The organism is Gammaproteobacteria bacterium, assembly GCA_003696665.1.
In the GTDB taxonomy this organism is placed as follows: Bacteria; Pseudomonadota; Gammaproteobacteria; order Enterobacterales.
In genome coordinates this window covers 1-7,450 of record RFGJ01000425.1, presented here as the reverse complement: position 1 = coordinate 7,450, position 7,450 = coordinate 1, and the positions used below count along the sequence as shown (strand labels likewise).

The 7,450-nt window shown below is 52.0% G+C and carries 5 protein-coding genes; 3 read left to right on the top strand and 2 right to left on the bottom strand.

What is annotated here, in order from left to right:
* Positions 1–35: 35 nt before the first annotated feature.
* The 3 genes from D6694_10745 (at position 36) to ptsP (ending at position 4,821) form a co-directional block, all read left to right on the top strand.
* The gene (locus tag D6694_10745) at positions 36–1,835 is read left to right on the top strand and encodes a hypothetical protein (protein ID RMH39864.1); all 1,800 of its coding nucleotides are present in this window, start codon (positions 36–38) and stop codon (positions 1,833–1,835) included.
* Between the two features lie 160 nt (positions 1,836–1,995).
* Positions 1,996–2,547 carry an RNA pyrophosphohydrolase gene (locus D6694_10740; protein ID RMH39863.1) on the top strand — a complete coding sequence of 184 codons (552 nt, stop codon included), beginning with the start codon at positions 1,996–1,998 and terminating at the stop codon, positions 2,545–2,547.
* Positions 2,548–4,821 (top strand): phosphoenolpyruvate-protein phosphotransferase PtsP, encoded by a 2,274-nt coding sequence (gene ptsP / locus D6694_10735; protein RMH39862.1) that lies wholly within the window; start codon positions 2,548–2,550, stop codon positions 4,819–4,821.
* Here ptsP and hemB read toward each other — a convergent pair.
* Positions 4,815–5,819: a porphobilinogen synthase gene (gene hemB / locus D6694_10730; GenBank protein ID RMH39861.1), complete on the bottom strand. Its 1,005-nt coding sequence runs from the start codon at positions 5,817–5,819 to the stop codon at positions 4,815–4,817. The two genes, ptsP and hemB, sit on opposite strands and share 7 nt — an antisense overlap.
* Positions 5,820–5,848: 29 nt before the next feature.
* Positions 5,849–7,450 (bottom strand): DUF885 domain-containing protein (locus D6694_10725; protein ID RMH39860.1); only part of this gene is annotated, 1,602 nt, incomplete at its 5' end.

The following is a 7,450-nucleotide window of genomic DNA, read 5'->3' as shown; positions in this document are numbered from 1 at the left end:
GTTGTAGGCAGCAATTAACGAGGGAAGCGCATTTCATGAGTCGATTGGTTCAGTCAGATTTAGGTTTGTTGGTGCGCCCGCAAACCGTAAGTGTCGGTGATGCGGCAGCGTTGGCCCCGGAGGCCGTGCGTCAGTGGCTGTTGGATTTGCCGCGAGCCAATATTGGTCAAATGACGAAGGCCGTATATGAGCGTTTGGCCAACAGCAATCGTTATCGCCTGTCTCCAAAAGTCCGTCTAGGCTTTCTGGAAGTCATGACGCCCGAGATAGAGCGGCTTTTGGAACTCCTTGAACAGCGTTTCAGGAATGCTACCTTTTCGTTTACAGAAAAACAAAGAAAGATTATTGCCTTGGTGCGGGCAATATTGAAGGAACAAGCCATCGCTTACAAAAGCGTAGTCCACCAAGATTGGCTGACCAGCGATGGACGCAATGAAAGATCAATGCTGGTACGGACCTTGGTGCTTGCGGTTTATTACCAAGCACGTCAAATCAATCACTACTTCCGATGTTATACGGAAATCCCACCAACTTTGTGGAAAGAATTATACCTTCTCTTTGAGCTAGCCAGACGCAACGAGCTCGACAATATGACAGTGCCATTGCCGAAGCCGTCGGTACAGGCTTCAGTCCGCACCTTGTTCAAGTCATGTTTGTTGATTGCTCTGGCTAATCCGAATCAGTTGCGCGTTCAGGAGTTTTGGACGTTGCAGTTTAACCATCTTGAACTGGCCCGCAAATTGCGATTGGTTTCACCGCATCTGGACGAGGCGCAATTCGTTGTGCAGTTGCGTTCGGACAGTGGGCCGATTCAAAAAGCGCTCTGTCCTGATTGTCACGCCAAAGGCTTGATTGGCATTGACACTCAGGCGCTGGTTTTTTATTTGCAACAGCTGATGAGTGGGGAAACCTCATCATCAAACGAATTAAACAAAATGCTGATGCATCACCTGGTGGCCGCCCTGGGGCATCTGTCGACGCGTTCGTTTGCGCGCGTGCCATGTCATCGGAAAGCTAAACTCGCCGTGGGGTTGGCCGCCACCAGCAGTCAACTTGAACAGTACGCGCTTCACATGGAAGACGATGTGGCGGCTCCGGATGCGTTGTCAGCACTTGAAGGCAGCTTGCGCGATGCCAAAATTCTGGATGACGATGAAACCTATCGTGCAACCCATCAGGAAGAAGATGACCCTTGGGAGAAGCTCTACCGACCCAAGGTTTCGGTGAATGATGATCCGGAACTTCAGAAAAAATACCACTTGTCGGGGGACTTGGTAAAAAAACCCGTATCCAAACTGTATCAAATGAAAGCTGTCACAGTCAGAGATTCGAGTCCCAGTGGCTACGGTATTTATTTTGATGAGGAAGCACCGGTGCAAACACAAACGGATGAAGTGGTGGGGTTGTTCGAGATGGACTCGGACAATCCGTCACAAGGCAAATGGAGTATTGGCGTGATTCGCTGGATTCAATGGAAAGACACCAAATTGTGTGTCGGGATACAATCCTTGTCCACCAGCGCTGAACCCATCACTCTGAAGTTAAAACAAAAACGAAAAGAACCTGTTGCCGAGCATCGGGCTTTGTTATTACCGGAGATGCCGCATGTCGGTCAGCCTCACACAGTGCTCACCCCTGCTTTGCCGTACAAGGAAGGAGATACTGTGCATGTTCAAACCCAAACAGAATCCTTTACCATCAAACTTGAGGCAAGAGTGGCGCACGGTCGGGGCTACCAGCGGTTTGAATATCGACGGCTTGAGTCGCCATCGCCATCCGTTCGCAAGGAACGCTTGGTTGATGATGATTTGGATGATGTCTGGCAGCTTTTGTAAGGTGTGGTCAAAGTGACGCTGTCTCTGGAGTAGACAAAAAAGACAGAGATTTTCGGCGCCCAACGTGTACGCTTAATGAGCGTGGTGCGTCTTGTCTTGATTGCGACAAGTCGGTCACTATGGAAGAATGAAGCAAAGCGTACCTAGGAATCAAACCACCGTGATTGATGCAGAAGGTTTTCGACCTAATGTTGGCATTGTGATTTGTAATGGCGCAGGACAGGTTTTTTGGTGCCGGCGGTTTGGTCAAGACAGTTGGCAATTCCCGCAAGGCGGCATCGCCGAAGGGGAATCACCTGAGCAAGCCATGTATCGTGAGCTTTATGAAGAGGTCGGCCTGCAGCCTGAACATGTGAAACTGTTGGGCAAAACCAAAGGATGGCTGCGTTATCGGTTGCCCGACAGGCTCGTCAGACAGCGAACAGACAGGACCTGTATCGGCCAGAAGCAGAAATGGTTTCTGCTCAAGCTCGTCGCCGATGAACACCAAGTGCGCTTCGACACCCACGAGAAGCCCGAATTCGATGGGTACCAGTGGGTCAGTTATTGGTACCCGGTGCGGAATGTGGTGGCGTTCAAGCGAGATGTGTATCGTGCGGCGATGCGAGAGTTGTTGCCAGCACTTGTCCAAGAACAAAAACGCCAGTGGTCTTCTGGTCGACGACGCCATCATCGCAGAATACGGTCTCAACATACAAAAGAGCGGCGATAAATGGTTTTCCGGCTTCGACGGTGGGTGCTGCAACTTCAGGATGTCGCACGACAACCTGAGACCTTGCAACACCTGATTGTCGAGCTGGGCCAAAGTGTGGGCGCGGATGCTTGCACACTCTTTCTTGCCGATCACAAGCGACAAATACTTTTGATGGTGGCCACCTACGGACTGGCGCCTGAATTGATTGGTCAATTGCGGATTCCGATTGACCAAGGCTTGGTTGGTCGCATCAGTCAACGGCAGGAACATATGCGATTACGCGATGCGCGTCGCCACCCGGATCATTTGGTGATTCCAGGCTTGGGAGAGGAGCGTTGTCGCGCATTTTTGGGCGTTCCTATTGTTCATTTAGGCCAAACAATCGGCGTACTGGTCGCCCAACATTTCGGACGGCGCCAGTTTTCTGATGAAGACGAAGCTTGGTTTCTGACACTGGCTGCGCAACTGGCTGAGCCATTGGCCGACGCCGTGGTCGGACGCTTTGGGCACGAGACCGAAGCACGCGAAAACATATTTCACGCGTTAGCCATATCGCCTGGGATAGCCATGGGCACGGCGTATGTGCAACTTCCTGACATCAGTTTAAGCAAAGTGCCTGATCGCAAGGGACAACAGCGGGATATTGAGCGAGCACGACTCCGGCAAGCTGTGAAAGCTGTCCAGTCCGAACTTAAACATAGCGCAGAATCGTTGTCTGGGGTTCTCAGTGATCAAGATCTGATTCTTTTTGATACCTATGGCAAGATTTTGTCGGATGCAGCGCTTTGGAAGGACATGGAACGCCATCTGAGCGAAGGTTATTGGGCACCGTCCGCTCTAAAACATGCGGTGATGAAGTACGCGGGCCGTTTGGCCAAGATTGAAGATCCCTATCTGGCAGAGCGAGCTGAAGACATTATCGATCTCGGTCAGCGAGTCTTGACCAAAATGCTGCAGGCTGACGACACGGGGGAAGCGATCCCTTCGGGGGCGATATTGGTTGCCCAGAAGTTGACCGCTGCGATGCTAGCGCAATTGCCTCGCAAGCGGGTGGCGGGCGTGGTGTCTTTGGATGGCTCGGCAACCTCCCATGTGGCGATTCTCACTCGGGCGTTAGGTCTCCCCGCTGTTTTTGGTCTAGATGAGGCAGATTTAAAAATGTTCGCTGAGGCCTCCGTCATTGTTGATGGATACCGGGGACAGGTGTTCGTGAACCCCGAGCCAAAGACAGAAAATTTCTATCGGGTTCAACTTCGCCGGGAAAAACAACAAAAACGATTCTGGCGTTCCGTTGCGCGACGTGAACAAAAGGCGCCGGAGCCTCTGCCCATCCAAATTTTGACGAATATAGGTGTTTCACTCAATCCAGAACGAGAAATTAAGGACATTGCCGATGGCGTTGGCTTATTTCGAACCGAAGTCCCGTTTATGCTCAGCGACCATTTTCTCAGTGAGACAGAGCAGGAACGGTTGTACCGGAAAGTGTTGCGAAAAATGAAGGGTAAGCCGGTTGTCATTCGAACATTAGACATTGGCGGCGATAAACCGCTCCCTTATTTCCACTTTGACGAGCCGAATCCGTCCCTTGGCTGGCGAGGCATTCGCGTCAGTCTCGCCCATCCGGAAATTTTCTTAAGCCAACTACGCGCCATGCTCAAAGCGAATGTTGGTTTGAACAATTTGCACATTGCGTTACCTATGATTAGCGATGTTGGCGAGGTTGACGCCAGTATTGCATTGCTTAAGCAAGCGAAAATGGACGTGCTGGCTGAGACTGGTTTGTCGGAAAAAGCGTTCACGATGCCGAGTTTAGGGCTTGTGATTGAAGTGCCATCATGCATTTTTCAACTAGAGAAGCTGGTGCAGCGGGTCGATTTTATCAGCATCGGGACAAATGATCTCACACAGTATCTGCTGGCCCGTGACCGCACCAATCCCAAAGTATCGAAGCAGTGCGATCCGTTGCATCCTGCGGTATTGCTTGCGATCCGTCAAATTGTGCGACGGGCACATCAAGAAGGCTGTCCGGTCCATGTATGCGGTGAAATGGCTGGAGATGTGTTTGGTGCGGCGCTGCTTGTGGGGATCGGGGTGGACGCATTAAGCATGAATGGTGCGAGTCTACCGCGTATCCGAGCGATGTTGTCCCAGCTTGAGACGCAAAAATTGGCCAGTCTCGCTCGTCAGGCGTGGCAAAAACAAAATGCCGACGAAGTTCGTCTATCCCTGCTACGCACATTTGAACGCTGGCATCTAGGCGACTTTATCGGGGCGCCTTTGGTGGATCATTGACGCAAAATTCTGGCCGCATCGACGGCGAAATAAGTGAGAATCGCATCGGCGCCAGCCCGTTTAAAGGCAACAAGTGACTCCATCATCACTGCATCGCGTGCTAACCAGCCATTGGCAGCGGCCGCCTGGATCATCGCATATTCCCCGGAGACCTGATAAACGGCCGTCGGCACGCCGAAGGTGTCTTTCACTCGGCGAACCACATCCAGATAGGGCATGCCGGGCTTCACCATGACCATGTCCGCCCCTTCTTCGATATCAAGCGCCACTTCCTGCAGGGCTTCGTCGCTATTGGCTGGGTCCATTTGATAGGTGTACTTATTGCCTCGACCAAGATTTGCAGCAGAACCGACGGCATCCCGGAACGGACCATAAAAGTGTGACGCATATTTGGCGGAATAGGCCATAATGCGCGTATTGTGATGTCCCGCAGCCTCAAGCGCGCGCCGAATTGCGCCAATGCGTCCATCCATCATATCCGATGGCGCCACAAAGTCAGCGCCGGCTTCGGCGTGAGACAGTGCTTGCTTGACGAGGACCTCAATGGTTTCGTCGTTGAGGACGTATCCGGTTTCGTCAATGAGACCATCTTGGCCATGCGATGTGAAGGGATCTAAGGCCACGTCAGTCATCACGCCGAGCTCAGGATAGGCTTTTTTAAGCGCCCTGACTGCCCGTTGTGCCAGACCGTCTGGATTATATGCCTCGCGCGCGTCATCCGATTTCTTTTCCGCTGGCGTGACCGGGAAAATGGCGACCATCGGGATGCCAAGCGCATGCGCCTCACCTGCCGCTTCCAACAGCAAGTCAATACTTAAACGTTCGACGCCTGGCATTGAAGGCACCGCCTGTCGCTGTTGCGTACCTTCCAAAACGAAAACAGGCCAAATCAGGTCGTCCACGGTCAAGCAGTGTTCGCGCATGAGGCGACGCGAGAAGTCGTCGCGCCGCATACGGCGAGGTCTTGCATTTGGATAACGTCTGGTCACAATGTTCATTGTCTCACTGCCTCACTGAAAAGTGCGTCTTATTGTAGGTTAGCCTGATTGGCTTTAACTTGATTCGGATCAGACTTCATGTCCGCGATCCAGCGCATAACATTGGCCTCTAATACGGCCAATGGCACCGCACCATGTTTTAACACTTCATCGTGAAATGCACGAATATCGAAGCGTTCGCCCAGCTGGGCTCGGGCTTTTTGGCGCAGTTCAAGAATTTTCAATTGGCCAATTTTGTAAGCGAGTGCCTGCCCCGGCCAGGCGAGATAGCGATCGACTTCGACTGTCACGTCATGAACGGTTTTCGGTGCGTTGGCGAGAAAGTAATCAATCGCTTTTTGCCGAGACCAACCCATCGAATGCATGCCGGTATCGACCACCAGTCGTATCGCCCGCCACATATCGTAGGCAAGTTGTCCAAATTGATCATAGGGATCTTGATACAGCCCCATGTCATAGCCAAGTTGTTCTGCGTATAGCGCCCAGCCTTCAACGAAGGCAGTGTACCCAGCGTAACGACGAAATTTGGGTAAATTTTCAAGTTCCTCGGCCAAGGCAATTTGGAAGTGATGTCCGGGAACGGCTTCATGGAGCGATAAAGCGGTCATTTCCCATTTGGGGCGCGTGTTCAGCGCATAGGTATTGACAAAATACACGCCAGGGCGATTGAGCTTGATTGATCCAGGCGAGTAATAGGCAGTTGTTTGCGCCTTGGCTTCGTTGGCTGGGATAACCTTAATTTCGTATGGCAATTTTGGCAGCCGGCCAAAAAGGCGAGGCAGTTGGCGATCGATCTTTTGGCAAATGGCGCGATAGCCTGCGACCAAATCGGCTTCCTTTTTGTAGAAGAATTTAGGATTGGTTCTGAGAAAATCGAAAAATGCCTCAAGTGGCCCGTCAAAACCGACTTGCGTTTTGATTTTCTCCATTTCTGCGCGAATGCGCGCCACTTCGTCAAGGCCGATTTGGTGGATGGCTTCTGGCGAAAGATCGAGAGTGGTGTGCCATCGGACACGGGCCTGATACCAAGCCTTGCCATTTGGCAAATGCGAAAAGGCGATGTCTATTGGCGCTTTGGGCAGATACTCTTTTTGGACAAAGTCGAACATTCTTTGCCAGGCTGGCCTGACTTGGGTCACAAAGATCCGGAGTGCACGTGTTCGGAGCTTGTCTGCCTCAGCTGGCGGGATGGAGGCGGGAAATGAACGAAATGGCTCAAGTAACGGGCTTTGCCATGGGTCATCTGGAATGAGTGCGCGGATTTGGCGAGGCAAGTCGATGAGTGCCGGTTTTGGTGGTTGCACGCCATGCTTCATGCCGGATTCCATCTGTTTCTGATAGGCATCAAGTGCGGCTGGCATGGCCGAAAGGCGCGCCAGGATATGTTCGTAGGCGCTCCGATCGGTGCGCGGCATGTCCCGCAATATGGCGGGCATTTCTCGTTGTGGCCCACTCATTTGGTTCATTGGCAGCCATTGTTCTGGGAATTGCATGAGATTCAAGCGCCGTAGCATTTCATAACGGAGTAAATTGGCGCTTTGACGCGCTTCCTCATCCAAATCTTTGGATTGCCATAGCCGGGTTTGCTCGTAGCGCTCGAACAATGCTTTTAGCGATTTGCGTTGCTGTCG

What these genes read in the sequence shown, in the direction of transcription:
- ptsP (RMH39862.1), top strand. Translation starts at nt 2,548, where the DNA reads ATGGTTTTCCGGCTTCGACGGTGGGTGCTGCAACTTCAGGATGTCGCA.
- hemB (RMH39861.1), bottom strand. Translation starts at nt 5,819, where the DNA reads ATGAACATTGTGACCAGACGTTATCCAAATGCAAGACCTCGCCGTATG.
- D6694_10745 (RMH39864.1), top strand. Translation starts at nt 36, where the DNA reads ATGAGTCGATTGGTTCAGTCAGATTTAGGTTTGTTGGTGCGCCCGCAA.